Annotated in this window: 26 protein-coding genes and 2 pseudogenes; 16 read left to right on the top strand and 12 right to left on the bottom strand. The window is 67.8% G+C overall.

Annotated features, from left to right (window positions below):
• Window positions 1-24 precede the first annotated feature (24 nt).
• The 3 genes from QF037_RS49010 to QF037_RS49020 form a co-directional block, all read right to left on the bottom strand.
• Window positions 25-1,425: an ATP-binding protein gene (locus tag QF037_RS49010; RefSeq protein ID WP_307036857.1), complete on the bottom strand. Its 1,401-nt coding sequence runs from the start codon at window positions 1,423-1,425 to the stop codon at window positions 25-27.
• Between the two features lie 150 nt (window positions 1,426-1,575).
• Entirely contained in the window at window positions 1,576-2,058 is a 483-nt protein-coding gene (locus QF037_RS49015) for a hypothetical protein (protein WP_307036859.1), read from the bottom strand.
• Window positions 2,055-2,447, bottom strand: coding sequence for a hypothetical protein (locus tag QF037_RS49020; RefSeq protein WP_307036861.1), 393 nt, complete (start codon window positions 2,445-2,447; stop codon window positions 2,055-2,057). Before QF037_RS49020 ends, QF037_RS49015 begins: the two co-directional genes overlap by 4 nt.
• Before the next feature lie 183 nt (window positions 2,448-2,630).
• Here QF037_RS49020 and QF037_RS49025 point away from each other — a divergent pair, with 183 nt between their 5' ends.
• From QF037_RS49025 to QF037_RS49040, 4 genes are all read left to right on the top strand, one after another.
• Window positions 2,631-3,875, top strand: a complete 1,245-nt coding sequence (locus QF037_RS49025) for a Twin-arginine translocation pathway signal (RefSeq protein WP_307036863.1) — start codon at window positions 2,631-2,633, stop codon at window positions 3,873-3,875.
• Window positions 3,876-3,878: 3 nt separating this feature from the next.
• Window positions 3,879-4,199 carry a 4a-hydroxytetrahydrobiopterin dehydratase gene (locus tag QF037_RS49030; protein WP_307036865.1) on the top strand — a complete coding sequence of 107 codons (321 nt, stop codon included), beginning with the start codon at window positions 3,879-3,881 and terminating at the stop codon, window positions 4,197-4,199.
• A 68-nt stretch (window positions 4,200-4,267) separates the two neighbouring features.
• Entirely contained in the window at window positions 4,268-4,801 is a 534-nt protein-coding gene (locus tag QF037_RS49035; RefSeq protein ID WP_307036867.1) for a hypothetical protein, read from the top strand.
• Window positions 4,802-4,966: 165 nt separating this feature from the next.
• Window positions 4,967-5,731: an IS5 family transposase gene (locus tag QF037_RS49040; protein WP_307036869.1), complete on the top strand. Its 765-nt coding sequence runs from the start codon at window positions 4,967-4,969 to the stop codon at window positions 5,729-5,731.
• Here the strand turns inward: QF037_RS49040 and QF037_RS49045 are convergent.
• From QF037_RS49045 to QF037_RS49055, 3 genes are read right to left on the bottom strand one after another with little or no spacing between them, the layout of a single operon-like run.
• Window positions 5,723-6,304, bottom strand: coding sequence for a hypothetical protein (locus QF037_RS49045; RefSeq protein ID WP_307036871.1), 582 nt, complete (start codon window positions 6,302-6,304; stop codon window positions 5,723-5,725). The two genes, QF037_RS49040 and QF037_RS49045, sit on opposite strands and share 9 nt — an antisense overlap.
• Before the next feature lie 29 nt (window positions 6,305-6,333).
• Complete coding sequence (locus tag QF037_RS49050; RefSeq protein WP_307036873.1) at window positions 6,334-7,107, bottom strand: hypothetical protein; 774 nt, start codon at window positions 7,105-7,107, stop codon at window positions 6,334-6,336.
• Between the two features lie 2 nt (window positions 7,108-7,109).
• Window positions 7,110-7,679, bottom strand: coding sequence for a hypothetical protein (locus QF037_RS49055; protein WP_307036875.1), 570 nt, complete (start codon window positions 7,677-7,679; stop codon window positions 7,110-7,112).
• Window positions 7,680-8,466: 787 nt separating this feature from the next.
• Between QF037_RS49055 and QF037_RS49060 the strand changes: the two genes are divergently transcribed.
• Together QF037_RS49060 and QF037_RS49065 are read left to right on the top strand one after the other, a co-directional pair.
• Window positions 8,467-8,652 (top strand): hypothetical protein, encoded by a 186-nt coding sequence (locus QF037_RS49060; protein ID WP_307036877.1) that lies wholly within the window; start codon window positions 8,467-8,469, stop codon window positions 8,650-8,652.
• A 43-nt stretch (window positions 8,653-8,695) separates the two neighbouring features.
• Window positions 8,696-8,968: pseudogene (locus tag QF037_RS49065) on the top strand (helix-turn-helix domain-containing protein); the annotation flags it as partial.
• Between the two features lie 4 nt (window positions 8,969-8,972).
• Here the strand turns inward: QF037_RS49065 and QF037_RS49070 are convergent.
• Window positions 8,973-9,134 (bottom strand): hypothetical protein, encoded by a 162-nt coding sequence (locus QF037_RS49070; protein ID WP_307036879.1) that lies wholly within the window; start codon window positions 9,132-9,134, stop codon window positions 8,973-8,975.
• Window positions 9,135-9,248: 114 nt separating this feature from the next.
• Here QF037_RS49070 and QF037_RS49075 point away from each other — a divergent pair, with 114 nt between their 5' ends.
• A complete protein-coding gene (locus QF037_RS49075; RefSeq protein ID WP_307036881.1) occupies window positions 9,249-10,919 on the top strand; it encodes an N-6 DNA methylase in 1,671 nt (556 codons plus the stop codon).
• 143 nt (window positions 10,920-11,062) lie between these two features.
• Window positions 11,063-11,224, top strand: a pseudogene (locus QF037_RS49080) (IS630 family transposase); the annotation flags it as partial.
• Window positions 11,225-11,327: 103 nt separating this feature from the next.
• Here QF037_RS49080 and QF037_RS49085 read toward each other — a convergent pair.
• Window positions 11,328-12,629, bottom strand: coding sequence for a hypothetical protein (locus QF037_RS49085; protein ID WP_307036883.1), 1,302 nt, complete (start codon window positions 12,627-12,629; stop codon window positions 11,328-11,330).
• 518 nt (window positions 12,630-13,147) lie between these two features.
• Window positions 13,148-14,347 carry an IS110 family transposase gene (locus QF037_RS49090; protein ID WP_307036885.1) on the bottom strand — a complete coding sequence of 400 codons (1,200 nt, stop codon included), beginning with the start codon at window positions 14,345-14,347 and terminating at the stop codon, window positions 13,148-13,150.
• A gap of 367 nt (window positions 14,348-14,714) precedes the next feature.
• Between QF037_RS49090 and QF037_RS49095 the strand changes: the two genes are divergently transcribed.
• The 3 genes from QF037_RS49095 to QF037_RS49105 all read left to right on the top strand — a co-directional run bounded on the left by QF037_RS49095 (window position 14,715) and on the right by QF037_RS49105 (window position 18,054).
• Window positions 14,715-15,749 carry an IS110 family transposase gene (locus tag QF037_RS49095; RefSeq protein ID WP_307036887.1) on the top strand — a complete coding sequence of 345 codons (1,035 nt, stop codon included), beginning with the start codon at window positions 14,715-14,717 and terminating at the stop codon, window positions 15,747-15,749.
• Window positions 15,750-16,064: 315 nt separating this feature from the next.
• Window positions 16,065-16,916, top strand: coding sequence for a hypothetical protein (locus tag QF037_RS49100; protein WP_307036889.1), 852 nt, complete (start codon window positions 16,065-16,067; stop codon window positions 16,914-16,916).
• A gap of 70 nt (window positions 16,917-16,986) precedes the next feature.
• The gene (locus QF037_RS49105; protein ID WP_307036891.1) at window positions 16,987-18,054 is read left to right on the top strand and encodes a tetratricopeptide repeat protein; all 1,068 of its coding nucleotides are present in this window, start codon (window positions 16,987-16,989) and stop codon (window positions 18,052-18,054) included.
• A 121-nt stretch (window positions 18,055-18,175) separates the two neighbouring features.
• On the opposite strand, the gene QF037_RS49110 is transcribed toward QF037_RS49105, so the two are convergent.
• On the bottom strand, window positions 18,176-18,751 hold the full coding sequence (locus tag QF037_RS49110; RefSeq protein ID WP_307036893.1) for a hypothetical protein: 576 nt from the start codon (window positions 18,749-18,751) through the stop codon (window positions 18,176-18,178).
• 77 nt (window positions 18,752-18,828) lie between these two features.
• Between QF037_RS49110 and QF037_RS49115 the strand changes: the two genes are divergently transcribed.
• Entirely contained in the window at window positions 18,829-19,419 is a 591-nt protein-coding gene (locus QF037_RS49115; protein WP_307036895.1) for a hypothetical protein, read from the top strand.
• Window positions 19,420-19,782: 363 nt separating this feature from the next.
• On the top strand, window positions 19,783-20,463 hold the full coding sequence (locus tag QF037_RS49120) for a hypothetical protein (protein WP_307036896.1): 681 nt from the start codon (window positions 19,783-19,785) through the stop codon (window positions 20,461-20,463).
• A gap of 6 nt (window positions 20,464-20,469) precedes the next feature.
• Here the strand turns inward: QF037_RS49120 and QF037_RS49125 are convergent, their stop codons facing one another.
• On the bottom strand, window positions 20,470-21,525 hold the full coding sequence (locus tag QF037_RS49125; RefSeq protein WP_307036897.1) for a hypothetical protein: 1,056 nt from the start codon (window positions 21,523-21,525) through the stop codon (window positions 20,470-20,472).
• A 790-nt stretch (window positions 21,526-22,315) separates the two neighbouring features.
• Here QF037_RS49125 and QF037_RS49130 point away from each other — a divergent pair.
• Window positions 22,316-22,756: a DUF4240 domain-containing protein gene (locus QF037_RS49130; RefSeq protein WP_307036899.1), complete on the top strand. Its 441-nt coding sequence runs from the start codon at window positions 22,316-22,318 to the stop codon at window positions 22,754-22,756.
• A gap of 568 nt (window positions 22,757-23,324) precedes the next feature.
• Here QF037_RS49130 and QF037_RS49135 read toward each other — a convergent pair.
• On the bottom strand, window positions 23,325-24,248 hold the full coding sequence (locus QF037_RS49135) for an SMP-30/gluconolactonase/LRE family protein (RefSeq protein ID WP_307036901.1): 924 nt from the start codon (window positions 24,246-24,248) through the stop codon (window positions 23,325-23,327).
• Window positions 24,249-24,372: 124 nt separating this feature from the next.
• Between QF037_RS49135 and QF037_RS49140 the strand changes: the two genes are divergently transcribed.
• Both QF037_RS49140 and QF037_RS51345 read left to right on the top strand, forming a co-directional pair.
• Window positions 24,373-24,813 (top strand): Lrp/AsnC family transcriptional regulator, encoded by a 441-nt coding sequence (locus QF037_RS49140; RefSeq protein ID WP_307036902.1) that lies wholly within the window; start codon window positions 24,373-24,375, stop codon window positions 24,811-24,813.
• Window positions 24,814-25,473: 660 nt separating this feature from the next.
• Window positions 25,474-25,604 (top strand): DUF2637 domain-containing protein (locus QF037_RS51345; protein ID WP_373464004.1); only part of this gene is annotated, 131 nt, incomplete at its 3' end.

Below are 25,604 nucleotides of genomic sequence, written 5' to 3' on the forward strand. Positions count from 1 at the left end.
GGAAGGGAGTGGGTGGGGGAGGGGCTAGTGGGATGCCGGAGGCGGCGGCGCGGGATCGTGGGCGTGGGCGGCGCGGTAGGCGCTGCGGAAGGCACCCGCCAGGCCCGCCGTGGCAGCCCCCGTGGGAGTTGTCGCGGCCGTGCCCGGAGGGGGCAGGCCTGCCCCCTTCTTCCGCTGCGGCAGTCCGGTCGGACCCATGGCCGCAGCCGTGGCTGGAGCTGGATCGGGACGGCGCGGGGCGGGAACCGGTGCAGGCCGTGAGACGCCCGGTGGGATGGGGGCCGGCGCGTTGGGAGCTGCCAGGTCCTCGGCGTCGTCGTCCTGGATGGGGACGAGGAGGCGGCGGGGGATGACGACCAGGGCAGTGGTGCCGCCGAGGACGTTTTCGGACAGGGTGGCGGTCAGGCCATGCCGTTGTGCGATCTTGGCTGCGGTGAGCAGGCCGAAGTGGCCCCGGCGTACCTGGTCGCTGACGTCGATCGTGTCCGGCGCGGCGAGCAGCTGGTTCAATTGCGCGCGCACTGGTGGCTGCATGCGCAGGGCGCGGTCCTCCACCTCGATGGCCAGCCCCACCGGAACCGGCTGCGCCCGCACCATCACCCGGGTCTCGGGGGCGGAGAACCGGCACCCGTTCTCGATCAGCTCCGCCAGCAAATGGGACAGGTCCGGCCCCACCTGCTGCGCCAGCCCGATCGCAGCCCCGGCCTGCCCGGCCACCACGTCCACGCGGGGGTAGGCCACTACCTCGGAGACCGCGCCGCGCAGCACCACCGACACCGACACCGGCCGCCTGGTGGCCCGCAGCGACTGGCCTCCCAGCACGCCCGTGCTCTCCACCTGCCGCCGGATCCGGGTCACCAGATGGTCCAACTGGTAGATACGGTGCAGGAGTTCGGCGTCGTCGGTCGCACCCTCCAGATCCGACAGCGCCGCCAAAGCCTTCTCCACCAGGGCGTGCTCACGCTGTGCCAGGCGGCGCAGGACCTCCAGCAGTACCGCCGACTGCCGGCTGGCGTGCACCTCGGCCAGAGAGCACACCACCCGCTCCTGCAGTTCGCCCAGCAGCCGCTTCACCTCCGACGTGGCAGGCTCATCGCCTGCCGTCGGCACGAACACGAACGGCGCGGGAATCGCTTCCCCGCGCAGCAGCGCATCGACCGCCGCCTGCGTGGCCTTCTCCACGTCAGCGATGGCATCCTGCACACCCGCCAACTGGTCGTCGAAGTGGTGCTGTACGGCTCGCGCTGCTGTCCTCGTACGGCCCCAAGCGATCAGGCCGCTCACGCCGAGACCGCAGGCCAGCGCGCCGAAGATGCTCCCGGCCGGTACAGGCAGGGTCCACCAGGCCAGGGCGGCGGAGCCGAGTAACGCGCCGTCCACGAGCCGCGGGGTGAAGAGTGCGTCGCGGATCGGCTCATGCACCACGTGGACGGCTGCATGTGGCCGGCGCCTCCTGTGCCGACGGGGGGCTGCGGCGGTGGCCGGGGATCCGGCGTCAGACATGACAAATCCTCAACAACGGGTGCGGATGAATGGCAACAGGGCTTTGCGGTGCGGAAGGTGTTTCGGCGGCGGTCAGGGCGACGGCGGAAATACGGCCTGCACGGTCTTGCCGATGACCTCGCCGTCGTCGCTGCGCAGCAGATCCCAGGCCAGGCGGCCCTTGGCGTGGGCGATCCACCACAGGCCCGTCACCGGCGGGTAGCCGTCGGTGCCCTGAGCGACGATCTCGTCAAAGCCCGGAAATTCTGGGAGGGCGTCGTCGACCTCGATGATCAGCTCGCCGTGTCGGCTCGGGCAGATCAGCCGGATGGGAACCATGCGGTCCGGGAAGAGCTTCGCGTGCCGGACTACGTTGTCCATGAGGTGGCCGCAGACGCGGGTCGCGATGTCGATGTTGCCTGGCCAGCGCGCCACCGTCAGCCGCGGCCGCACCCGCAACCGACCGTTGGAACCGACGTACTCGTCGCCCTTCAGCCGGTCCTCCCACCGGTACGCGGGCTGACCGCCGATCTCGATGAGTGCAGGGGGTTCGGTGGGTTGGGGCGAAGGGGTCACGGGAGCTCCCGGAGATTACGGCTGCGGTTGTGCAGGTCGACGAGGACGGATCCACCGTGCAGTACCTGGGGTAGGAACTCGTTCGCGGTGTCCGCCGCGCTCGTTCCGGCTGCTGTGTGGATGAGACCGGCGATGATGCGGAGGGCGGCGAACAGAGCGCTGTATCGGAGAAGGGTGATCCCGCCCGTGCGCCACTCCTGGTACGCCCGCTCCGTGATGTCTGCGGACAGCAGGAGCCACGTTCCTACGGCCAGTTCACGGTCCTGACGGGGGGAAATCTGAACTCCCGCCTCGGCCAAGCCCTCTTGTCGACCGGCAGAGGCATGCATGAGCAGACGGGGCTGGGTCACGACGGACCACAGGGATCCGCTGCTGCTGTCGCCTGTCATCCTCGCGCCTCCGCGGTGCAGCGCCGGATCCGGCGGCGGGGTGTCGCATTCCGTGTACGTCGCGTAGTCACAAGTGGATGATGGGTTGGGACAGCGACGGGAGAATAGGTCGTTCCGCGGCCATGCGCGGCCACGTGGCGGCCACGTCCGGAAACAGGCGCGATGACACCTCACACTGATGGCATGAGCCGCAATGACGCGTTGAGAGCCGCCAGGCTTCGCATTGGTTGGCGGACGATCGAGCAGGCTGCCGATCGGCTCACGGCGCATGGTCAGGAACTCCTCGACGACCGGCAGTTCACCGTGTCTGCCCGAACGTGGCGACGGTGGGAGGGTCAGCGCCCGGGCTGGCCGTCGGAGGAGACCGCGATCGTTATCCACGACGCGCTCGGCCGGTGGCCTGAAGACCTGGGGTTCACAACACCACCCGGCTGGATCCGCCCTGAGCACCATGAAGAGGAGCAGGTGAAACGCCGCGCATTCGTCTCCGTCACCGCTGCCGCGCTCGTCGCCGGACCAGTGGCACAACAGAACGTCGACCCCGCCTTGATCGACTACTTCCAGACCCAACTGGAGGGGCACTACAGGGCGGACATGTTCCTGGGCCCGCACGATCTGATCGGGACCGTCTCGGCTCAGTACCAGCTGATCGACAAGCTGGTGCGTTCAGCCAAAGGGGAGACCCGCCGTGGCCTCCTGCGAGTGGGCGCGGCGTATGCCGCTCTCATCGGCTGGCTCTACCAGGACGCAGGCGACATGGACGGTGCCAGCTTCTGGCGCGGAGTGACGCAAGAGATCGCTATGCGATCCCGAGATGTTCACCTGATCGGCTACTCCCTGGTGAACCAGGCGCAAGTGCGCACAGACCTCGGCGATGGCCGCGCGGTCATCGACCTGTGCGAGGCAGCACTGGAAGACACCCGCCAGCTCGTTCCCAAGGTGCGCATCATGGCCATGCAGCAGCAGGCCCACGGCGAGAGCTTGAACGGCGACCGCGGCGCGGTCGACATGCTGATCAACAAGGCCGGCCGGCTATTGGACCGCGTTGATGACGACCTGCCATGGGGGAACGCCTGCAGGCGCACGCCGGGATATCTGGAGATTCAACGGGCCACCTGTTACGGGCGTCTCGGTCTCGGCTCGGAGGCGGTCGCACTGTGGGACCAGGTCCTACAGATCGTTCCTGAGACCGCGCGCCGTGACCGCGGCGTATACCTTGCCCGGCACGCTACGGCGGCTGCTGGCGCAGGCGAGCCGGACCAGGCCCTGGAGCTCGCTCGCAGCATGGCGGACATTGCCGTCGAGACGCGATCGGCCCGCATGCGCCGGGAGTTGGCCACTCTTCAGCGGGCGATGCGGCCGTGGCAGGATGCTCCGGTCGGCCGGGACCTGGTGGAGGTGCTGGCGCCTGCGATGGAGGGGAGCTGACCTGTGGCTCATGGCCTGGTGCCGCTGACGGAGGAGGAGATCCAAGCAGCTTTGCGGGATCTGCCGGGCTGGCGGCGTGAAGGAGACGAGATCACGCGTGCGTTCGGGATCCGGTATCACGGCGGCGTGGCGATGATCGTGCATGTTGCCGATATTGAGCGGCTGATCAGCCATCACGCGGACATCGATCTCCGGTGGGGAAAAGTGCGGTTCTCGATCACCACGCACGACGCCGGGCACAAGCTGACCGAGGCAGACTTCGATCTCGCGCGACGGATCGACGCCATTGCTCAGGCGCACATGGCCGAGCCGATAGACGACTGACGCGGGTGCAAGTACGAACCCCTGCCCCCGAGCCCACTCATGATGACACGCGCAAAGAAGGAGGGGGCATGGGCGAACTATTTACACTAGCTGGAGTCTTCGTGGGGGCGGCCTCATCGTACGTACTTACAAGCCTGCATGAGAGAAGCCGCTGGACCAGGCAGATGGCTACTCGATGGGATGAGCACCGTTTGGCCGCGTATCTGTCCTTCATTGGGGAGCTCGATGAGTTCATTGAGGCATTAGAGAGGATGGCCGCAGCCAAGGGAACCTTTCCGATCGCTCGATCCATCAGGGTTGAGGAAGGCCTGGAGATTCTCGCACAGGCGAATGCGGAATGTAACCATGCGTTCGAATCACTTCTATTGATGGGAGACTCCTCGACCATATCTGCCGCCAGGGCCTTGCGGCGTAGTGCTTGGAATCTCGAACATCTAGTACAGCCGGATTACTCTGGAAGTGTAGGTGAATGGAGAATTGCCTACAGGGAGTATCAGGAGAGGAGGGATGACTTTTATTCTGCAGCTAGGGGCGACCTGGGAGTCTTGGGGAAGTTCCGTCGACGCGGAGAGGATCCGCCAACTTGGGATCTTCCCGAATGAGCTACAGAACATTCCGATGAGTCCAGTACTGCTGACCCTCACCGGCGCCGAACAGTGAGCCTTTTCCAACCTCCCGCGCCGGTTGGGCAGTTGGCCTGACAGGCAGGTGAAGCCCCTGGTAGATGGGTTTTCGACCAAGAGAACCGTCTCCACCAGAGGCTTCGCATGCTTGTCTACCCGTCCGGCGTCGACGTGTCCAGCTCTGCCCTCCGCTTCCTCGCTGCCCGCCTGAGGGAACACCGCCGTGCCCTCGGCACCCGATGGCGGCGCCTGAGCGCGGGCCGACAGGCCCTGCTCGCTCTCGCGCACCTCCGCAACGGCCAGCCCTATGCCCAGCTCGCAATCGGTTTCCGCATCGGCACCACCACCGCCTACCGCTACATCACGGAGGCGGTCGAGATCCTGGCGGCCCTCGCTCCCACGCTCGCCGAAGCAGTACGGGCCGCGTCGATGAAGGCGTACCTGATCCTGGACGGCACGCTTTTGCCGATCGACCGGATCGCCGCCGACCGTCCCTTCTACTCGGGCAAACATAAGAAGCACGGCATGAACGTGCAGGTCATAGCCGACCCGAAGGGCCGCCTCCTGTGGGTTTCACCGGCCTTGGCCGGTGCCGTCCATGACGTCCGGGCCGCACGCGAGCACGGCATCATCGACGCTCTCGCCGAGGCCGGCATCAACTGCTGGGCGGACAAGGGTTACCAGGGAGCAGGCGGCACAGTCCGACTCCCTCACCGCGGCCGATGGGACCGCCTCTCCGTAGGCCAGCAGGCCGTCAACCGGTCCCACGCGAAAGTCCGGGCACTGGTCGAACAAGCCATCGCCACCCTCAAGTCCTGGCGGGTCCTCCGCAAACTCCGCTGCTCAACAACCCGGATCACGAGCCTCGTCCAAGCTGTCCTCACCCTCCATCTGGCCAGCTCAGACTGAGGATGAAAAGGGCTCAGTGCTCGTCGACGAGTCTCGAAGGACTCGGACCACGAGTTCATGCATGGGATGCATCGTCAGGAATCGCCAAAGCGCGCGGTTCAGTAGCGTGCTGCGAGAATTGGGGGGATCTTCTGCGCCACCGGCGTGAAAGTACCAGACATGGTCGTCACCGCGAGTCAGAGAGCGTCCCAGCCAGAGTCGTTCCCGGCACTGGGTGCAGCTCAGGTAACCGTCGCCGATGAAGACCGTCTGGTGTTCGGGGCTCTGGTTATCGCGACCCTCTGGCTGGTTGGCCACATAATCCTTGAACGAGATGTCACGATCGGCGTCGCCGCCAAGAATACGCGGATCCAGGTTCGCGTTGAGCTCATCCCACTCCGGGGTGAAGTCGTAGAGAGGCTTGATGCGATGCCCGCCGTGCTGCGCGAGAAACCGCCAGAGCACCGCTGATTCCAGGGGAGACTCCGAGAGGTTAGGTCGCTCGAAATACCGGATTGCCCCACCCGGATTCTCTTGGATCGCAATGCCGAGCGGGAGAGCCACCTCACCGCACAGGCAAGCAAGAAACACCAAGGGTCCCATTCCCTGCCCTTCTGTCTGGGCTAGCCCCGAGGAACGCCCATGCCGCGGGCCCCGAACATCCACAGGCCGAGTGGGCGGCCTTTCTCGTCATGGAACGCCGCATATATGTCGGCATATTTATCGAGTGCGCCTTTCTCCTTTCGGTCGTCCCAGAATCTTTGCATCAAAGCCTTAGGGTCGACCCCCTCCTTGACTTGAATATATATCTCACCCCGGTATTTCATTTTGCCCGCGTACTTCGAGAAGCTTTTGGAGAAGCTGCTCTCATTCCCGGCAAAGGTCTTTATTTCACGTCGGTAAACTTCCTTGCCCTCCTGGTCACGGAAAGAGACATCTGGCGCCGGCTTTGCCTGGCCAGCCACCTGCGGCGTGGAGCCTGCGGGCCCGTACAGGGATTTCTCCGCGTTTACCCGGGTCAGCGGCGGGCCCTGGTGTTCGGAGTGTTCGCGAAGCAACTCGTCCATCATGTCCTTCTTCGTCGCCGCGTCGACTTTCAGTTCACCACCGCATCCAGCACATGCCGAACGGGCCGCGCTCACATTGCGTGACAAGATCTCGACAGGGTCGGGTGCCGCTTGGGCGGTGGGCTCCCCTGCCGCACCATCCGACTGCGGACCCGTCAGCGTGGCGGATTCGCTCGCTGCCGAGGTGGGGGGCGTCGGTTCCGCACCGCAGCCGACGAGGAACAGCGCGACAAACAGCGCGACCACAACCCGCCACGACCACGTCGCCTTGACCTCCGGCCGACCGGTCCCTCGTCGCATCCCTTCAACCCCCTGATTCGCTCCCACCACGATTACGTCTTCTTCAGCTTCTCGACGGCTGTCTTCGCCAGGTTGCGAGCCACACTCTGCAGTTGATCCGCGGTATCCGCTCCGCGGGCGCCAGCCACGTAGTAGTTGACCGTGATAGTCACATTCCCCGCGCGAACGTACACCTCGGCGCCGCCCGAGCTGTACGTCTCTATGGCCTCGTCACCGATCCCCGCCGCCTTGGTGAAGCTCACGAAGTGGTCCCGCAGGAAGGTGACGCGGGAATCGATCCAACCCTCTGCAACCTCGGTGCCGGACTGCCGGGTAGTGGCCTCCTCCCGGCGGTACTCGATGCTGACCGTCACGATGTCCGGGTCATAGCGGGCCCACCTCGCGGTCGATTCTGAGGTGTAGCCGCGGGAAGCGGATAGGTATCCGCGGTCTTCCTCAAGCTTGAGGATCTCGGAGAGCTGAGCGATGTCGGAGCCCTTTGTCTCGAAGACCGCGCTTGCCGGAGGCACGGCGCTGTAGGTGTCGCTCCTGCCCTGCCACCAAGGCATCAGATGGGTCCATGCGGCCGCCCCTCCTCCGACAAGCAAGGCGAGGAGGAACATGAGAACGACGACGCGTAACCATCGGCGCCGCCGCTTGGGTGGGGAAAGCTGTTGGGGAGCTTCAGCGTTACTGGATGCCTGCGTCATCGGATGCCACGCCCTATTGGTCTTCCCTGCCCAACGCCGCCTCTGTCCATCGAACGCCCTCCTCGCCGCATACCTGCGCCTCCTTCCCCACTCGGCTCGGTCTCCGCAGCGACAGCGGGTCCCCGCGGTGCGGCTCCGAACAGCCCACGTAGCAGACGGAAGCTGTCCCATCGTACAACTCCCGTAGCTACGCAAGAGATTGACATGCCGTCAGAGGCGTTAAGGCCGGCGTCCTATGTGACGGTGGCTCGTTGAGTCGTGCATGGGGAGGAGTACGTGGAGTTGGATTGTTCCGGACGGGCAGTGAGAGAGCGCGAAGCCTCGATGTGGGAGAACCCCCCCCGCCAGGACCCGGCGCAGCAGTGTCATCCGCCCAGCGCCGAGGCCCAGTTGGGCGGCCAGCCGGGCACCGGCCCGTCCTGCCAGCACGAGCCCGACGTCCTCCAGCCTGCGATTCAGCCGCGTGGTGAAGCGCGCGTACGGGGCGGTCAGCTGCGCGAACGGCTCGGCGAAGGTGCGGCGCGAACAGGTTGCGTTGCCACAGATGAAGCGCCGGACCCGCAGCAGGATCACGAAGCCCTACCCAATGAGCGGTAGACCCTTCAACCTGCGCCGGTAGGAGTCGTGCATCCGGTCCGAGAGCCGACCGCAGTCCGGACACAGTGCACCCACAACCCGGCCTCTCGCCACGATGTCGACCGTGCCAGACACGGCGGTCACCGCCTCGACGTCCACGTCGATCCCGTCGAACACCAGCAAGTCCCAGAACGATGAATCGGCCTGCATGACCAGCACCGCCACCGAACATACAGCCGCGGATTCCCGCAGAGATTTGATGGAGCGTCACTACCGCCTGTCCGACGCGGAGGCGTACGCGGCCTACTGATCTCTTCGGGGTCGGGTGCTGATCCCTGCGGTAGGCCGGTCGTATGCGGTACGCGCAGGGCGGCGGGTTGACCGCCGAGCGGCGAGAGTTTCGTGAGCGGATCCGGTACCAGGCGGGCGAACAGTTCACGCGCGGCGAGAAGACCGCGGTGATCGCGAAGGATCTGCGGGTGAGCGAGCGGTCGGTGGAACGCTGGCGGCGTGCCTGGCGGGAGGGCGGGATGGACGCCCTCGCCACCGCTGGGCCGCCGAAACTGCCCAAGCTCTCCGACGACCAGTTCGCCGAATTGGAGAAGGAGTTGGCCCTGGGGCCCGCCGAAGCTATGGCTCGACCAGCAGGGCAAGCTCCGCACTGTCGGCCCGCTCGACCGACTCCAGCAGCGTCTGGAAGCGCTCGGGACGGCCGGGCAGTCCGCAGAGGCCCTCGTCCTGGTCGGCCTGACACTCCTGACGGCGCCTGCCGAAGTGCCCACCCCTCGCCAACTTGCCGACGTCGTGCGTCTGCTGACTTCACCCCGTCACGCCGACGTGCTCTTGACGGACCTCCCGGTCGCATGGTCACCAACGCACCGAGAGATCCTCGAGGTCTCGTGCTCGTTGAGCGACCAAGAGGACCGTGTTGGAATTCTGGAGCACCTTCACGCGCAATACGTGACAGCCCGAGGCGCGGCCGGCCTCACCGATACGCCCGTGCCTGTCGTCAGCCTGATGCTGGATCTCGTCGGCCCCGCCGCCTCTGTCCTCGACGTCGCCTGCGGCACCGGCACATTCTTGCGCGCCGCCTTCGAAAGGGTGAACGCGGCAGGCGGCACGCCACAGCTTCTGGGGCTGGACGCCCGCCCCGAACACGTGCGCATGGCGCTGCTGCGCCTGCTGGTCTTGCGGCAGCAGGCCAGGGCCGCTTCGGGCACCGGCGACGAACTGTGCCTGCGCGTCGGCGATCCGCTCCTTGAGGGCGCCTTCCCCGTCGACTACGTCGATGCCGTCGTCGGCAGTCCTCCCCACAGTCCCCGCGACTGGGGCCACGACCGCCTCGCCTTCGATCCCCGGTGGGCCTATGGAGGTCTGCCCCCGCGTAGCGAACCCGAACTTGCCTGGGTACAACACGTGTTGGCTCAGCTGAAGCCCGGCGGGAGGGCCGCCTTGCTCCTGCCGCCCGCAGTGGCTGCGCGTCCCGCGGGACGCCGCATCCGCAGCGAATTGGTCCGGCGCGGCGCCCTGCAGGCAGTCGTCGGGCTCCCCCCGACGGCGACCGTCGGCAGCGGCAATGGCGTGCATGTATGGCTTCTCCAACGTCCCTACGAGGACAGCACCCCACCTACAGGTGTGCTGTTCGTCAACGGCGACGACGTGCCTCTGGATGCGAACGTGCGCCCGAAGGTCCGTCTCGAGGCGCTGCGCCGCCACATCGCTCCGTTGTGGGACCGCTACCGTAAGGGACACGGACCCTTGGCCACGGATGCAGACTTCGCCCGGGATGTGCCGCTGGCCGAGCTGCTCGACGAGGACGTTGACTTCACCCCCCGGCATCGCGTGCCGAACCCGTACTCCATTCCGTGCCCGCCCGACGACCTGCTCAAGATGCCAGCGGTCGTGAAGGCTCAACTCAATTCCCTCCGAAATACGTTGCCAGAACTTGCCCCCGCCCAGGCGCCTACGGCGTCTGGCGGTCCCACTGCGACGCTGGGCGAACTCTCTCGGACCGGGGCGCTGAGCCTGCACCGCCATGCGGCCCGCGCCGCACACCGCGATGCCCCCGACCCTGATCGGCACGAACCGGCGCTGACGAGCCAGGACGTCATCGCCGGCCGACCCGCCAGCGGTTCAGTTCCCGTCAGCCCCGACGACGACCCGGCGGCCCGGGTACGGGCCCACGACATCCTCATCCCAGCAATCGCCCAAACCTTGGTCGCCCGGGTCGCGACGGATGAGCAGATCGGAGCCCGGCTGGGGCCGGGCGTGCACGCCGTGCGCGTGGATCTGGACTTCCTCGACCCGTGGTTCGCGGCCGGCGCTCTCACACGCTCCGAGAACGCCACGAAGGCAGCCCGAACGTCCACCGGAACAAGCGGAGCCCTCCGCATCGATGTGAAACGGCTGCGTCTGCCCGTGTTGGCAATCGAGGAACAACGACGCCGGAGCGAAACCCTGCGTCGTCTTACCGAGTGGGATGCGGCGTTGTCCCGGCTTGCCGAGGCAGGACATGAAGCCGTTCGGGCCCTGACCAGCGCCCTGGTTGACGGGGCGCTCGACGCGTTGGACAAATAAATCGGACGCAGTAGCCGTGAAGAACGGATCCGGGAAGTCGTTCCTCGCCTCACCGGAGGGTGCCTCTATGTCCTTCGTCAAGGCACGCCTGTCGGGCTTTGGGTGATTCTGTCTTGCTGGGGTCATGCGGCTTACGGCGCGGCCCGCTGGTCAACACCGCCTTCACCGACGACGGGCATCTCGAACGCACCCTGCGCCGGGGCCTGCGCCAAATCCAGCTCCGGCCCGATCTCATCGACGGCTGCCTCGCTGGCACCGGACTCACCCTCACCCACTACCCGACAACAATTCGGCGAGACCAGTAACGGGCCGACTGCCGCTCCGAGGACTGCGGCTGCCCCTGAATCCATGATCAGAGTGTTGTGGAGTCAGGCCATCCTCCGCACGCAGATGTTCTCGTACCGCGGGCTACGGCGCTGGCGTGTCACTCGTCGGCGGCAGCGCGGACCAGACCTCTCTCAGTAGCGTCTCGTAATGCTCCCCGTAAGTGACCACGCCGGCGTACACCGCGTCGAGTGCGGCCCGCAGCGGGTCCGCCTGCGCGGCTCCCGTCACCGCGGGAAGCGCCATGTGCGGCTGGGACATCCGCCAGGACGGGTCGGGCCCACCTATGGTGACGGCCATCCTGAACGATGCGGTCCCGGACCTGCGCCGCGGCTCTCGCTGCGGGCTCGACCACTCCACGGCGGCGGCCGCGGGGCCGACCACCTGCGGTGCCTCCCAGACCGTCACCCCCGGCTGTGCGGCGGGTGGCTGGAACGGGGGCCGCTCGGGCGGGACGGCCTCGCCCACGGTCCGGTCCGGGGCGTGCGGGTCGTCGGCCAGGGCCTGCCACATGCGATCCCAGTCGTCGAAAGGTGGCGGCAGGGGGCGCCTGTCCGCCAGCGCGGTTAGAGCGTCAGTGACCCAGCCGAGGGCGATGAGCCCCGACTGCTCGCACGCTCGCCGGGCCGCCAACAGGGCCACAGCGCGCTGTACTTCGGGGCCGGCCGCGTCGATCGCGTGCACCAGGGCCGGATCGAAGCGCACCAGCCCGCGGACGTTGCCCAGGACTTCACGCAGGGCCTGGCTGGGCAGCTGTCCGCCCCACTCCCAGCGTTCCAGGGCGAGCCGGTGCTCCCGCTTGGCCTGCTCCCTTTCGAGCCGCTCGCGGCGCTCGGCCTCGGCGCGCTCCTCGGGGGTGGGCGCAGGCGGTTGCCCGGCCGCGTAGGTGTGCCAGTAGGCGGCGATCTCCGACGTCTGCTTGAGCACGCGGTCGGTCTGCGGCGGGGCGGGCCAGAACTGCAGGAGATAGCAGTCCAGTTGCGGCTCGTCGTCCAGCCGGGTGTCCTTCCTGTTTGCCTCGTCCATGCGCTTCGCGCAGTACCGCACCCGGTAGTCGGTCTCCTCCAGGTCCAGCCCCCAGACGGCTTCGCCCGCCCACTGCACCAGTCGGCTGTCCGAGGAGACGGGTTGGAAGGACACCTCCACCACGTCCTCCCACTGCGGGTCCAACGCGGGCGGCTCCTCGTGGACCTCGACGGTGAAACCGACGTCCCCCGTGTGCAGCCCGGTCGACAGCCACAGTGCCCCCGGGATCGCAGCGCCGCACAGTCCGGCGCGCTGTCCGGCGAACGCCTCGGCGAGATCCGGGCCGAAGCTCTCCGGGTCGCTCTCGACGTAGATCTGCCCGTAGTGAACGAACACTTCGCCCTCGACCGGCCTGCGCATCGCTGCCTCCCGTTGGATGTGCCACCACCCTACGAACGGCCACTGACAACGCCCTCCGTCGCCCGTGCCAGATTCACGGACGAGCAGGCTTCACCCTTCTTCGCCACCGCATGCTCCTCGGATAGTGGCACGCTCCGTCACCGTCGAACGTGAGACAGGGTCGAACATTTTACAGTCCCGGAAAGCTCTGCAACGCCAGTGCGTGGGGCGGTGCTCCGGGCGAAGATGGTCCAAGAGCGGATCTCATGACACTGGTGGGAGACCTGGCGGGTGCAGGACGAGCGGAAGCAACGTGCATCAGGGCACGGCGTGGTGGGGGAGTGCCGGATAGGGCAGCCGATTGCGCAGTGCAGTCCTCATGACCTCGAGGTGCATCCGGCCGGTGTGCTGCCTCATCCCGTTGAGAGTCATAGCGCGCTCGAGGGTCTCCTCCCGGGTTATGTGGTGCGCGACCATGACCGAGTGCTGGCGCAGGTGGTACGCGAGGCCGGGCAGGGGGGGTGCCTCTATGTCTTTCGTCAAGCGAGGCGTGGGGTTCGGGGTTCGTAGAAGGTGCCGTCGCGGAGCATCGCGAAGAGCACGTTGATGCGTTGGCGGGCGAGGCGGAGGAGGGCCTGGGTGTGGGTCTTTCCTCGGGCTCGGCATTTGTCGTAGTAGGTGCGGGCGGGGTCGTGCAGGGCGGCGAACGCGGACAGGAACATTGCGCGTTTGAGCTGGCGGTTGCCGCCGCGTGGGGCGTGTTCGCCGTGGATCGAGGTTCCCGAGGACTTCGTGGTCGGGGCGAGGCCGGCGTAGGAGGCGAGGTGGGCGGCGGTGGGGAAGCTGGTGCCGTCGCCGACGGTGACCAGCAAGGTGGCGGCGGTCCTGACCGCGATCCCCGGCATCAAGGTCAGGACTTTCGAAAGAGGGTGTGCCTCCAGCAGGGCGCTGATCTGGGCTTCTGTGGCCCGGCGTTGTTCGTGGACAGCGCTGAGCGAGCGGGCCAGGGAGGGGATCACGATGTCGAGGGTGCCGGTGCCCGGGACGACGACGGTCTGTTCATCGAGGGCGTCGAAGACCTCGTCGATCAGCCGGGCGGCCATGCGCGGGGCCTTGGGCCGGATGACGTCAACGAGTTTGCGGCGTCCGGCCTTTCGCAAGCTGGCCGGGGATCCGTAGCGTTCCAGCAGCCAGGTCACGGCCTGGTGGTCCAGGCGTGGCCCGAGGACGCGCTCCAGCGACGGGTGGAACTGGGTGAGCAGGCCGCGGATCCGGTTGGAGGTGCGGGTGGCCTCGGCCGCCAGGTCCTGGTCGAAGCCCACCAGCACGGTCAGTTCGGCGGTGATCTCATCGGTCAGTTCCAGCGAACGCAGGGTGCGCGGCATCGTCCGGGCGGCATCCGCGATCACCGCGGCATCCTTCGCGTCGGTCTTCGCCTCGCCGGGGTAGAGGTCGGCGATCCGCCGCATCGCGAGTCCGGGCAGGTAGGCGACCTTGCAGCCGGCGTCCCGGGCGACCGTCAAGGGCAGGGCTCCGATCGAGGCGGGCTGATCGACGATCACCAGCACGGTGCCGAACTTCGCGGTGAGCTTGTCGAAGACGGCCCGCAGCTTCGGCTCGCTGTTGGGCAGCTGCTTGTCGAAGACTTTCTTCCCGGCCGGGGTGAGTCCGTGCCCGTGATGGTTCGTCTTGCCGACGTCCAGGCCGAGGAAGACGCCTATCTCGTCGCTGTCGTACAAGCCGTCCTCCCGAACGGATGTCGTGCGTGCTGGCCGGGGCGTTGGCGTCGTGCGCGCATCCACGTTATGCAGACCTGCCGCCCGTACGCGGCCGGGCGTTGCGCTCGGCCGGGCGGTAGTCGGACCTCTGACTTGTTGAATCAGACCCAGACGCACGGTCTGCAGCCGTAGCGTCCAGGGTGCCGACCGGCACGGGCTCGCGTGACCTCATGCCGCCCCAACTCGGGCTGGCTCATGATGAGTTTGCCGCCGCCGGCCGGCACCCGCGCGGTGTGGCTCGACAGAGGCGTGACCAACGGACGCTGAGACTTCAAGTCAGAGTGCCCACCGCACCCCTCCCATCCCGCTCGACCTGGGCAAGGTGCACGTGATCACTATCGGTATCGATCCCCACAAGTCGTCCCACACCGCTGTCGCCGTCGACGCCGCAGGACACCAGCTCGCCCAGCGGCGCTTCGTCGTCAACGCAGGGACCGTCCGGCAGCTGACGCGCTGGTGCGAGCGGTGGCCCGAGCGCCGCTTCGCCGTCGAAGGCGCCAAGGGACTTGGCCGCAGCCTCGCCCAGCAGCTGGCCTCCGCTGGCGAGCACGTGGTGGACGTGCCCTCCACCCTCTCCGCCCGGGCCCGGCTCCTGGCCACCGGCGGGGACCGCAAGACCGATGCAGCCGACGCCCTGCATGTCGCCCAGGTCGCCCTCTTCCGGCACGACCTGCGCAAGGTCGAACCGGAAGACCAGTCGACGACTCTGCGGCTGCTGACCGAGCGGCACGACGACCTGGTCAACGAACGAACCCGCATCATCAACCGCCTCCACGCAGTGCTGCGAGACCTGCTGCCCGGCGGTGCCCCCACCCGCCTGTCTGCGGAGAAGGCCGCCGCCCTCATGAAGGCCATCCGTCCAGCCACCGCTACCGACTGCTGCCGCCGCGACCTCGCGCGAGACCTCCTTGCCGACCTGCGACGCGTCGACCGGCAAGTCCGTGACAACGAAGCCCAGATGCGCGACGCTCTGGCCGCCGCCCGCACCGCGCTGACCGCGCTACCCGGCCTGGGAACCGTGCTCGCCGCCAAGCTCCTCGGACACGTCGGCGACGTCACACGCTTCCCCACCGAGCACCACTTCGCCAGCTACACCGGCACAGCACCCCTGGACGCCTCCAGCGGCAAGAACACCCGCCACCGCCTCAACACCGGGGGCAACCGCGCGCTGAACTGCGTGTTGCACATCATCGCGGTCTGCCAGATACGCGACGGCGGCCGAGGTCAGGACTACTATTTGCGGAAAATCGCCGAAGGCAAGACGCCTGCGGAGGCCCGCAGGGCCCTCAAACGACGCCTGTCGAACGTCGTCTACCGCACCCTCAAACGCGACCACCACAGGACTCACCCTGCGGCCGCTTGACACACAGAGGCACTCATCAGCGTCTCCAACGGCGCCTCTCGGGCCCGGTGACACCACCCCCCAGGTCATCGGTTCGACAGGGGGGAACAGCCATGCCGGGCCCGGAGGCCAGCGGTCCCATTGCGGAACCGCGAAGAAGATAACGGGGGGGCAGTCGGCTGGTGGTGCTGGTCGGTTCGTCGTCGACCGGGAAGACCCGGGCGTGCTGGGAAGCTGTGCGGCCGCTGGAGAAGGCGGGTTGGTGGCTGTGGCATCCCTACCCCGACCCGCGCCGAGGCAGCGCTCGCGGACCTTTCTTCCGTTACGCCGAACACCGTGGTGTGGCTGAACGAGGCCCATCACTACCTCGGCGACCCGCGTCTGGGTGAGCAGATCGGCGCCGCGCTGCATGGCCTGTTGACCGGCGGCCACGGCCCGGTGCTGGTCCTGGCCACTCTGTGGCCCGAGTACGCTCGGCAGTTCATGGCCCTGCCCCGGCCGGGCGAGCCTGATCCGCACAGCCGGGTACGTGAACTACTGGCCGGCCGCACACTGGCGGTGCCGGAGGCATTCGACGCCCAGGCGCTACGTTCGGCTGCCATGCTGGCAGAGCAGGGAGACGGGCTGCTCGCCGATGCACTCACCCGGGCTGCCACCACCGGCCGCATCGCCCAGGACCTGGCCGGGGCACCGGAGTTGCTGCGCCGCTACCGACACGCCTCCCCGGCCGCCATGGCGCTCCTGCATGCCGCCATGGACGCGCGGCGTCTGGGAGCAGGCCCATCGCTGCCGCAGGCGTACCTGGCCGACGCCGCCGTCGACTACCTCGACGACATCGACGACGCCCAACTCGACCGGGACTGGGTCGAGTCGGCATTCGCCGAGCTCACCCAGCCGGTCCACGGCAAGCAGGCTCCCCTGCGGCGAATCACCCCTCGCCCTCACCACCTGGCCGCGAGCCCGCCCGCCAGCGGCCACGCGCCTCTGCCGCCTCCGCTCTTCCAGCTCGTCGACTACCTTGAGCAACACGGCAGAACAACGAGGCACCGTCTGTGTCCCGCCCGCCTCGTTCTGGAACTCCGCCCTGCAGCACCTCTCGCACCCGGACGACCTTTACAACCTGGCCCGGGCCGCCCGCGCCAGGCACCGCCTGCCTTGGGCCAGCCAGCTGCACCAGCGAGCCGCTGACAACGGCCATGTCCAGGCGCTGCTGGCCCAGGCGACCCAGTGCCTGCAGGACGCTGACCTGGATGGCGCTATGGCCTGGTACCGGCGGGCCGCCGACGCCGGCCACACCAGGGCGCTGGCTCTGCTGGCGGAAGTCCATGAGCAGGCCGCCGAGCCCGACATGGCCGAAACCCTGGCCTGGCAGGCAGCCGATGCCGGCCACCCGCGCGCGCTGTCCAGGATCGCTGTGCTGCGGGAACGCGCCGCAAACCGTGCCGGGGCGCAGGCACTGGCCTTGCGGTCCGCCGATGCCGGCCACGGCCAACCCCTGCTCAAGCTGGCTCTGCTGCGCGAGAGCCTCGGGCTGCACCAGGATGCCGAAGCCATCGCAGCCCTCGCCGCCGAACGGGGACACCCGCAGGTCCGTGCGGTGCTGGCAGGAGTACGCGAGGCGAACGGCGACCTCGATAGCGCAGCCGCCCTGTACCGGCAGGCCGCCGACACCGGTCACACCTACGCTCTCGTCTGTCTGGCCGTACTGCGCGAGGAGGCCCACGACCCGGCCGGTGCCGACGCGTTGGCTCTTGAGGCCGCCGAGGCCGGGCACACCCGGGCCGTGTCCCTGCTGGCCGGGCTGCGCGCCGAGGCCGGTGACCGGGCGGGCGCCGAGGCCTTGTGCCGCACAGCCGCCGACACAGGCCACGTCCCCGCGCTGCTCGCGCTGGCCGGACTACGGGAACAGGCTGGCGACCTCGACCGGGCCGAGGCCCTGTACCGGCAAGCCGCCGACACCGGCCACGTCCGCGCGCTCATGTCCTTGGCCCTGATGCGCGAGAGGGCCGACCACACCGCGAGTGCTCACGCCCTCTACCGACGAGCCGCCGACGCCGGTCACACCCCCGCCCTCACCGCGCTGGCCATGCTGCTTGAGAAGCACGGCGAGCCAGCCGAGGCCGAAGCCATCGCCTGGCAAGCCGTCGAAGCGGGCCAACACCAGGCCCTCGTCCACCTCATCGTCTTACGCCGCCGCGCCGGCCACGAGACGGCCGCCAACTCCTTGGCCCGCCAGGTGATCGATGCCGGCTACACCCTGCGGGCCGCTGCCCCCCGCACACCCCTGCACCCTCATGCTCCTGGCCCTGGCCTCGCACCGCCCTGACCACAGATCCCGGCCGTCCGTGACTGCGCCAGAGTCGGACCCCACGCGCCGCCGAAGCCCGCACCCCGTCCTGCTCCTCGCCCTGGCAGCCGGACCGCGAACCGCTTGACGACGCTGATGGTCACGGTGCGGCGAGAGCGGTACGCGCAGTGCCGAGGAACTCGGCGTGCGCATCCTGATACCGGCCAGGTGACACGCTCGCCTCCAACGAGCCCTCCAGCGTCTGAGCCGCTGTACTGACCGCGTCCGGGCCCTCAAGACGGACGAGCGTGAGCGCCTCCGCCACAGCCGTCAAGGACACGCGGTAACGGTCACGGCAGCCGGTCGCCTGCGCGGTGCCCAGGGCCTGCTGCCACTCCAGACGACACTGATACGAGGCGTCGGCAGCGGCCAGGAACGTCGCATAGGCCGCACGTCGTACCTCACGCTGAGCCGCAAGACGCTGGCCCGCCAGTGTCTGGCGGGCCACATCGAGCTGGGCCTCGGCCTGCAACCGTCCGGCCTCCCACGCAGCGTCTGCCTGACGACGTCCCGCCTCCCACGCGGCATCCGCCTGCCGCGCCGCGGCATCCACTGTGCTCTGAGCCTGCCTGCGAGCAGCTGCCAGCGTGAAGCAGCCCGTCACTCCGCCACCGGCCAATGCCCCGGCCACCGCAGAACCAGCAGCGATCCACGCCGTCATCACCGCGTCCGACACACCGCTCCCCACCACTCGACTCGGCCTGCTCACTGCAACAATGAAATCTGCCAACCCCATTCGCCATCGGCTACCTGTTGCAGGCCGCCCGCGAACGCCTCGATGCGGCCGGGCTGCACCCCACCGTCGAAACGGTCGATGCCACCGGACCGCTGCCCGCCGACGCCAGGCAGGTTGATCGCATCGTCGCCACGGTGGCCGTGCGCAGCATCCCCACCAGCTGGCTGACCGCCCTCAGACCCACAGGACGCCTGGTGACCACCCTCGAGGGCACCTCCCTGCTCGTCACCGCAGACAAGGCCGCCGACGGCGGCGCCGTGGGCCGGGTGGAGTGGGAACAGGCCGGCTTCATGCACGCCCGCAACGGCGAGGATTACCCGCCCGCCCTGTCTGCCCTGCTCGCCGCCGCGCACGACCAGGACGGCGAACAGGTGACGACCGGCCCCTACCCGGTCCTCGACGTGGCGAACGCCTGGGACCTCGACTCCATGCTGGGCCTCACCGCGCCGGGCATCGAACACGCCTACCACCAGACGGGGGACCGGCGCACTGCCGTCATGGTGCACGCCGACGGATCATGGGCCCGCGCCACCGCCACCGGCAGCGAGCGGCCCACCGTCCACCAGGGCGGAGGTCAGTTGCCGCTTCCTCCAGGCCCACCTGGTTAACCTCGCCGACGCACCCGCCAGGTCCGGTAGTCGAACTCGCACAGCGGCTCTCCCCTGTCCTCGGTCAGGAGGCCTGCCAGGCTGCTGGGCTCGGACCTTTCACGACGCCGACGCACCTCTCCAACCATCAGAGCGAAGTAGGCGACCGCGACGGGCACTCACCTCCATCACCGAAGCCGCCGACCTGTTTCCGGCGGAGAACAGCCGACGGAGCCTGCCCAGGTGTCTAGTGCAGCCGCCTCAACTCATACCCTGGGTGGGCCAGGCCAACACTGCTGACAGTGCTTCAGTACTCTTCAGCGCATCGCGGGAGGGGCGCTGGTGAATCGATTGCGCATAACGTTCGGGCTTGTCGTCGTGATCATGGGCACGGTCTGGCTGCTCGACGGCGGCTCGGCTCTCCGCTCGGGTGGGCGCTGGGTGCTGATCGCATTGCCGTACACCCTGATCGCACTGGGGATACTGCTGGTCCTACGCGCAGCCCTGCCACGGGGCCTGTTGGCCGGCCCGCTGACGCTGATTGCTGGCGGGGCGCTGTGGGGCGCGTACGACCTCGGGTACTTGGGCGGCACAGCGGGGAGCAAGGTGCTGCCGACTCTGGCGATCGCAGTCGGGGCCTCGCTGGCCCTTATGGGCAGTAATGCGGGGCAGAGCGGCGGCGAGGACCACCCGTTGAGGCGGTATCGGAGCGTGCTGCTGCCGGTGCGGCGGAAGGTGCTGACAGGTTCCACCGACTTGGTGAAGGTCGGCATCGGGTCCTATTTCGGGGATGCGCGGATCGATCTCTCCAGCGTCTCATTCGCACGGGACCGCATGGGGCGCGGACAGCGTGTCCTTCAGGTCGATGTCACGGTGCTGTTCGGCCGAGTCGAGCTGGTCCTCGACACCGCGTGCATCGTCGTCAAGGGCAACGTGGAGAACAGCCCGGCAGTCCACTTCGCCGAGCAGGTCCGGGTGCACATGACGCCGCCCGAGGGGTCGGAGCGGCAGATCGTGCTCAACGTCCTGGGAGTCGGCGGGTCGGTGGCGATCCGTTCGCTGTGACGTGTTCTACGCCCCGTCCGGGTGCTTGAAGTCCTTGCTCTCCAGGGTCTCGTGATCGCGAAGCGGGGCGACGGAACCGGGCCTGAGAAAATCGGTGATGTCCTTGTTGAGCTCGTACTCCGCTCGCGGGTTCCCGGGCAACTCGTAGTGCATCGCCTTGGCCAGGTCGAACCGGTGCAGGTCGAAGACCGTGGCGAGAAGCCTGGAGTGGCCCCGGGACGCGGTTATCGCGCCTCGGTATGCGAGCAGGGACAGGGCTCCCGCGAGGAGTGGTGCCGCGGACCAGGGGTCCAGACGGGCCAGCAGCGGGGTCGTGGCGAGCGACAGCAGGCCAAAGGAGATACTCAAGGAGGCCGTGGAGGTGATCAGTTCGAACTGGCGGGCGACCGCGCTTTCGAGCCGGTCGGAGATGTGGGGATACAGCCGCGGGTACACGACCATCATGTCCAGGCCGTACCGGTCTCCCGCCACCCGCTCTCCGCGGCGGAGAACGTTCCCGAGCAGGGTCGGCAAGAGGTCCGTCGGTTGGGCTGCCGCTTCGAGATGCTCCGCCGCCAGCCTGTCGTCGGTCGGGTACGTGTCACGAACCTTCTCCGCTCGCGACTTCATGCGCACCACTCGCGAAATCCTGCGATCATGGTGGGCGAGTTCCCGAAGCGTGGAATTCGCGCCGGGCGGTGGCACCGTGAAATCGAACTCGGCCACGGTCTTCGCGTCATCCCTGCGTCGCCGGTGGCGCTCCACGGTGGCGGGGACGAGGCCGGCGATGGGAGAAGGGCTGGCCCAGTAGCCCTCAAGCAGTTGGACCAGGGCGGTCTCGAAGGGGCGCAGAAGTATTCCGCACAGCAAGGCGGCCAGTCCGAACAGGGCGATGGCGAGCGCGTCCCGCTTTCCTTCCGGAAGCACGTGGTCGAAGCGCAGGGGCTCGTTCGGCGAGTACGCGCCGGCCCGGGCGAACACGACGACGGCCGTGACGACGACGGTGGCCGGGAGGACGTTCAGCAGGCTGAAGCGCGATCCGCCGAGGGCTTCGGTACTTGCGGAGACCAGTCCCCCGAGCATGCTCAGGACCTCCTTGAGGTGCCGAACCTCACCATGAGGCGTTGAAGACACTGTGGACACTTCAGCCCAGGATCCACATTCGCCGCGTCGATGACGAAATTGGGGTGTTTGACAGCGCCGACGCAACCGATGCAGACGAAGACATCGAGGTCCGTCTTCCCGACGAGCGTTCCCAAGAGTCGGGGGTCCTCCGCTGCTCGGTACATCGCCCGGTCCATCGGCTGGCCGCAGCACACCTGGGTCGCGTTCGACGAGACCTTGAGGACACGCTTGGCGCCCGCAGTGCACGATGGGTCGGAGCACACGAAGACGCGGTCTCCGTTCCGCAGTTGGCCGGCCGAGCCGAAAAACGGTTGCGATTGCACCAATAGCAGCTGCTGCAGCGTCAGTAGCCGTACCACCAACACCACCAACCCCTGATACCGGTACCCGCTCAGCACACGTGCCACGGCGCCCTCCCCGAAAGCGGTGCCCTGAGTATGCCGTCCGGCCCGCCGCGCCGACCAGTTATCCGTCAACTGCTCAGGGATGGGCACGTCACTGCGAGGCCACATCCCGCCGCTCCGATCTCATCCGACCGGAGGCCACAGAGGTGGGCGACGGAGTGGCGCCAGCCGATCAAGGTGCCGTGCGGGGCCTTGGATTGTGACCAGGCGTCGACCGCGGTGCCGGAGAACTGCCCGTACTGGAAACTGCGCGAAGGAACTAGTCTGTCCGGGGCGGCCCTGGCCCACGCGAACCGACGCACCACACCCGTGACCCGGAGCCAGGACGGTCAGACCGTTGCGGCATGCTCGCCGGCATGAACGAAGACGCTTTCTGGCAGCTCATCGAGGACTGCAGGCCCACGGAATCTGACCCGGATGCCGAAGTCCTGGCAGCGACGCTCACCGAGCGGCTTGCCGAGTCCTCGTTGCCGTGGGTCATCGGCTTTGCCGAACACCTGTCATGGGCGCTGTACCGGCTGGACCGCAAGGAGTACGGACACGGCCTGGGCGCAGATGCCTTCCTCTACACCCGTGCCGCGGTCGTCGCCGCCGGCCGCACCGAGTTCAACCGCGTCCTTGAGGAGCCGTCGGCCTTCACGCCTTACGCCCGCGACCTCATCTGGGCCGAGCCCCTGCTCTACACCCCGGACCGGGCATACCAACGCATCACCGGCAAGGAGTGGGATCGCGAGACCCGCTACTCCTACGAATCCTGCTCCAACACCCAGGGCTGGGCTGACTGAACGCCATGGCCTGCGAGAGGTGACGAACTCCAGCACCGTTGATCGTCCTCGGGGAACGTGAGCCAGAACCGAGTCGTCGCTTCACGGGGCCGTCGGGGCTGGGCCCACCGGTGTCGGCGGCGGGTCGCCCGGCGTCGGCTACCTGGTTCACCGCGTTGAGCAGCGAGTCCACCAGTGACGGGCTGGACAGGACGATGCCCTTCGCCTCGCCCAGGGCGGTGGGGCCCGCGCCGAGCAGCTCGCGCGTGACGAGGATCGAGTCCATCACGCTCACCCCGCGGTTACGTAGTAGCCGCTGCACGGCGTCCATCCCCGCAGGGGGCCGAGCAGCGGCCCGCACTCCGTGGCGAGAGCGGAGATCCGCTCCACGCGGGCTGGATCCAGCGGCATCGGCTTCTCATCCCTCGGTGTGGTGAGGTCAGAATACTTGTCCGAAACCCGTCCCGAGATCGGGAAATGGGGCCACATCAGGCTGAGGTGGGGCCAGCTGTCCACGGACCTCTTGCGGCCCGTCCTGCCCGCATGCGCTGCTCCGTACGGTGATCTTTGAATGCGGGGGAGTGGGGGGTCATAGTGTCATCGGTGCCGCTTTGACGCCCATGACCAGTGAGTAGAGGGTGTCGTTGGCGGTGATGAAGAGGCGGTTGTTCTTGGGGCCGCCGAAGCGGATGTTGGAGACCGTGTTGGGCACCAGGATGCGCCCCAGGAGGGTGCCGTCCGGGGCGTAGCAGTGCACTCCGTCGTCCATGGCTGCGGCCCAGAGGTGGCCTTGGTCGTCGAAGCGGATATTGTCGAAGCGGCCGCCGCCCGTGCCGTTGGTCTCGGCGAAAACCTTGCCGTCGGAGAGGGTGCCGTCCGCGCGTACCTCGAACGCACGGATCTGGCCGGCCCGGGTGTCAGAGACGTACAGCTCGCTCTCGTCGAGTGAGAAGACCAGGCCGTTGGGGGCGCCGAAGCCGTCGGCCGCGAGCCGCACCGCGCCGGTGTGGGGGTCGATCCGGTAGATGTTGTTCGCTCCGATCTCACTCTCGGCGCGATGGCCCTCATAGTCGCTGGTGATCCCGAAGTCCGGGTCCGAGAACCAGATGGAGCCGTCGGACTTCACGGCCGCGTCGTTGGGGCTGTTGAGCCTTTTGCCCCGGTAGCGGTCGGCGAGCACGGTCACCGAGCCGTCGTGCTCGGTGCGGGTGACTTGGCGGTTGCCCTGCTCACAGGTGATCAGACGGCCTTCGCGGTCCAGGGTGTTGCCGTTGGAGTAGCCCGCCGGTGAGCGGAAGACGCTGACCGCGCCGCTTGCCTCGTCCCAGCGCAGCATCCGGTCGTTGGGGATGTCGCTCCAGATCAGCTGGCGCCAGGCCGGTACGTACAGCGGCCCCTCCGCCCAGCGGGAGCCCACGTGGAGCGTCTCCAGTTGCAGATCACCCGCGGCGCACTTCTCGGTACGGAACCTGTCGTCGAGTACTTCGTACAGCGCGGGACGGCCGGTGGCCATGTCCGTTCTCCTTCGTTCGCCCTGAGGTGCGTGCTCTGAAGTTCATCCTGCCTTATAGGAGTATTACAGGATGCTATACAGTCAAACCAGGGTATTGGGTGGAACTGGTTCGGAGGAGAGTGTCGTGGATGATGTGGACCGGAAGTTGCTGACCCTGCTGCAGGAGGACGCCGCGCAGGCGTACGCCGCTCTGGGCAAGGCGGTCGGGCTTTCCGCGGGCGCTGCCCATGAGCGGGTGCGCAAGCTGCGCGAGTCGGGGGTGATTAGGCGCACGACGGTCGAGGTGGACCCCGCCGCGGTCGGCAGCGGGGTGCTGGCCTTCGTGATGGTCGACTCATCAGCCTGGATGGGCGACTCCGGCGAGCGCTTCGCCGCGATCCCCGAGCTGCAGGAGGCCCATGTCATCGCGGGCAGCGCATCGGTCCTGGTCAAGGTCCGGACCGGGACGACCGAGCAACTCCAGGATGTATTGCGCCGGTTGTACGAAATCGAGGGTGTCAGCGGCACCCAGGCGATTGTGGCCCTGGAGACGTTCTTCGAGAGGGCAGTGCCGACGGGAGGCTGAAGCCCGGCCGCCCGCGGGAGGAGCCGGACCTCAGCAGCCACTCGAGTGCATCCCGCAGGGCGCCCTGATACATCACACTCTTGAAGCACGGGTTGAGCTGGCCGACGGCCCGTCAGAGCGCAGCGCGGACCGTACCTCATCGAGGGTCGGGGGACCGGGATCAAGAACGGGCTGACCGACCTCGGACGGCCAACGGGGACGGAAACGTGCCTCGGAGTCGGCGAATCGTTCCGCTGATACCGAGAGTCCAACGGCCGCAGCCGGATTTGGTGACGGCTGTCTGCCCACCAGATCTCGAAATCCGCAACTGTGCCGTCCATCGGCCAGTCATCGCTGTGTTCCGGAAGCCACAGGACGTCGACGAAGCCTGCGACGCTCAGGCCGATGTCCACAAGATCCCGATCGCACCGGGCCGGGGAACCTTCACCACGGTGCCCTCGAAGACCTGCCCGAAGCACAACCCCTGGCGACCGAGCCCACTCGGCATCTGTCACCACGCACGCATCTTCGCATGAGCGGCCCCACTCGTCTGCTGCCCCGTGGTGGGGCCTTCCGCATCGCGCGGTCGTCGTCCTGCACGGCGCGTAAACCTCTCCCGCGGCCCGGCTGTGCATGACAGAGTGTCATATGTTCGCTAGTGCGATCGAAGGGGGAGTAGGGGTGGCTGCGCCGTTACCGCTGACACGGACGCACCGGGTACTGATCGGCGTGGTCGTGTGCGGCGCTGTGATCATCGCGGGTATCGGTTTCGCGGGCTCGTACGCGGCCGTACGCGAGCTGGCACTTGACAA

It is taken from the genome of Streptomyces canus (assembly GCF_030815415.1).
In the GTDB taxonomy this organism is placed as follows: Bacteria; Actinomycetota; Actinomycetes; order Streptomycetales; family Streptomycetaceae; genus Streptomyces; species Streptomyces canus_F.

Coding starts and splice junctions, on each gene's coding strand:
- QF037_RS49020 (WP_307036861.1), bottom strand. CDS start 2,447: ATGACAGGCGACAGCAGCAGCGGATCCCTGTGGTCCGTCGTGACCCAG.
- QF037_RS49025 (WP_307036863.1), top strand. CDS start 2,631: ATGAGCCGCAATGACGCGTTGAGAGCCGCCAGGCTTCGCATTGGTTGG.
- QF037_RS49035 (WP_307036867.1), top strand. CDS start 4,268: ATGGGCGAACTATTTACACTAGCTGGAGTCTTCGTGGGGGCGGCCTCA.
- QF037_RS49040 (WP_307036869.1), top strand. CDS start 4,967: ATGCTTGTCTACCCGTCCGGCGTCGACGTGTCCAGCTCTGCCCTCCGC.
- QF037_RS49055 (WP_307036875.1), bottom strand. CDS start 7,679: ATGTTCCTCCTCGCCTTGCTTGTCGGAGGAGGGGCGGCCGCATGGACC.
- QF037_RS49085 (WP_307036883.1), bottom strand. CDS start 12,629: ATGCGCAGGCCGGTCGAGGGCGAAGTGTTCGTTCACTACGGGCAGATC.
- QF037_RS49105 (WP_307036891.1), top strand. CDS start 16,987: ATGGCCTGGTACCGGCGGGCCGCCGACGCCGGCCACACCAGGGCGCTG.
- QF037_RS49120 (WP_307036896.1), top strand. CDS start 19,783: ATGGGCACGGTCTGGCTGCTCGACGGCGGCTCGGCTCTCCGCTCGGGT.
- QF037_RS49125 (WP_307036897.1), bottom strand. CDS start 21,525: ATGCTCGGGGGACTGGTCTCCGCAAGTACCGAAGCCCTCGGCGGATCG.
- QF037_RS49130 (WP_307036899.1), top strand. CDS start 22,316: ATGCTCGCCGGCATGAACGAAGACGCTTTCTGGCAGCTCATCGAGGAC.
- QF037_RS49135 (WP_307036901.1), bottom strand. CDS start 24,248: ATGGCCACCGGCCGTCCCGCGCTGTACGAAGTACTCGACGACAGGTTC.